Annotated in this window: 4 protein-coding genes; all 4 read right to left on the reverse strand. The window is 34.6% G+C overall.

The features are described 5' to 3' along the window. The coding region (locus WH37_RS37625; protein ID WP_156182442.1) for a pre-toxin TG domain-containing protein at window positions 1-141 on the reverse strand (141 nt) is incomplete at its 3' end. A gap of 74 nt (window positions 142-215) precedes the next feature. Beyond that, window positions 216-497 carry an immunity 53 family protein gene (locus WH37_RS33020; protein WP_046234923.1) on the reverse strand — a complete coding sequence of 94 codons (282 nt, stop codon included), beginning with the start codon at window positions 495-497 and terminating at the stop codon, window positions 216-218. A 504-nt stretch (window positions 498-1001) separates the two neighbouring features. Next, window positions 1002-1436 (reverse strand): hypothetical protein, encoded by a 435-nt coding sequence (locus WH37_RS33030; RefSeq protein WP_046234925.1) that lies wholly within the window; start codon window positions 1434-1436, stop codon window positions 1002-1004. Between the two features lie 3 nt (window positions 1437-1439). Continuing rightward, window positions 1440-1861 (reverse strand): hypothetical protein (locus WH37_RS33035; RefSeq protein ID WP_046234926.1); only part of this gene is annotated, 422 nt, incomplete at its 5' end.

Below are 1861 nucleotides of genomic sequence, written 5' to 3' on the forward strand. Positions count from 1 at the left end.
AATCGGAATAATGCTCAGCGTTGCTCCAATTCCTTCACCCCAACGGTCTCCTGCTGAGAGATGTTCGCCTGTTATATAGTTGTTACCCGTAAATGCCTGCTGGAAGCCTTTCACCGTGCCTACCCATGGTACCAGGTCGATGCTAGGATAGGATAAAAAAAGACCTTGAAAGACTTAAGCCAATCAAGGTCTCAAGTCTCACTTTGACTCAGTCATTACTTCAATTCTTTGTTTATTGATGCCCACTGTCTAAAAGAATTTAGTATTTCTTCTAAATTTCTTGCCCCACCAGCACCACTAAATATTCCATCTCTCACAATACAGTAATACCAATCTTCTTCGTTTCTTTCGATTTCTATTGATTCAAAATGTTCATTCTCTAAACAAGTATCAACTAAGTTGATTTCGACAGACCAGCCAGGATTATCAACAGTATCGATTTTAACACCATAGGTATGCTGATAATACCAATTCTGTACCCATTGTAAAGTATCCATATTATCTACCTCTTTCTTGGAATTTCATTCGGATATGCTTCCCTAACTCCCCAGGAATAGACTTACCAGTAACATGAGGTGTAGGCACATTCTGTTTTGTTATCTTCTTAATGTGATCTTTGCCTATTCCTTTATAACATTGTACTTTATCAAAACCGCTCGAATTTAATGGATTAGATTTATATGTCTCATAATTTAGTAAGCTCATTAGTCTTTCGATCTCTTTTTAGATCTGTGTGTTCTCCTATCGCTTGCGGACCAAATTTCATAAAGTTCTTTGCTTTCCCTGTATTTTTCTGTACAGTTTCTCCCATACACTTAGGGATAACGTTAAGCTATATGAAAGAGTTGTCATACTTGGCTTGGTAATCTTTCAGCATGTAAAAAAAGACCACAATACGGTTGCTAGTTCGTATTGTGGCATTCTATATACTTATTCGTTATATATTATTCAATCTTTTTTTGTGAAGCTATATACTTGAATTTTAAAATACATAATGCAAACTACCATTTTTCTAAACCTTCATAAAGATCCTTCCAATATCCCTCAGGGATAACATAGCTAATTCCACCTTTGGGTAAATTGAGTTTTTTTTCAGCTAAATCACGTTTAAACTTTAGCCCCGATTGATCAAAATCATTCTCTTGCTTTAATTCAGGATACCAATTACTTTTCGTAACATTCATCCATTCTGCCACTTTTTTTCCGGTGTAATCCTCAATCGAATTTATTAACAAATCAAAATCATTATAGTATATTTTTATTGAGAAACCACCTACATCATATCCATAAACATTAAATTCCACCTTAACAATCATTTTATCCATAATTGTTAAATCTCTAACAAATCCAGAATACTCATTCAAAATAATTCTATCTATACAAATTGACTTTGCTTTTCCCATCTTTATATAATTTACAATTTCTTCTATATCCATTTTTCAGTCTCCCATTATAATGATTGCAGCTTTATCCCCATTAGGCAACTTAATATTGTAATGAGGATAATTAGCATGATAAGGATTTTGGACACCCGGATGTACAATAGCTGTCGGGTCTTGCTTATTTATTAAGTCTCCTCTATATGTTCCATTAGGATCGGCAAATCCATCCCTCATTCTTCCTTCAGGATTAGGTATTTTCCCTTCCTGTATAGCTGGTTTGATTTCTGACATATTATCCAAAAGCTGTCTAGCCTCTTCATATGTTTTGACTTTCACTTCTCCTCCATTTCTCAAAATTTCTATTTGCTTCTCTTGTAATTTAGTAAGAGCTTTAGGCGTCACCTTAATCGCACAATTATGAACCCAAATCCCAAGGTTAGACACAAAGTAAGAATTAAAGTCCTCAACCTCAAAGTTAT

This window comes from Paenibacillus algorifonticola, assembly GCF_000971975.1.
In the GTDB taxonomy this organism is placed as follows: domain Bacteria; phylum Bacillota; class Bacilli; order Paenibacillales; family Paenibacillaceae; genus Pristimantibacillus; species Pristimantibacillus algorifonticola.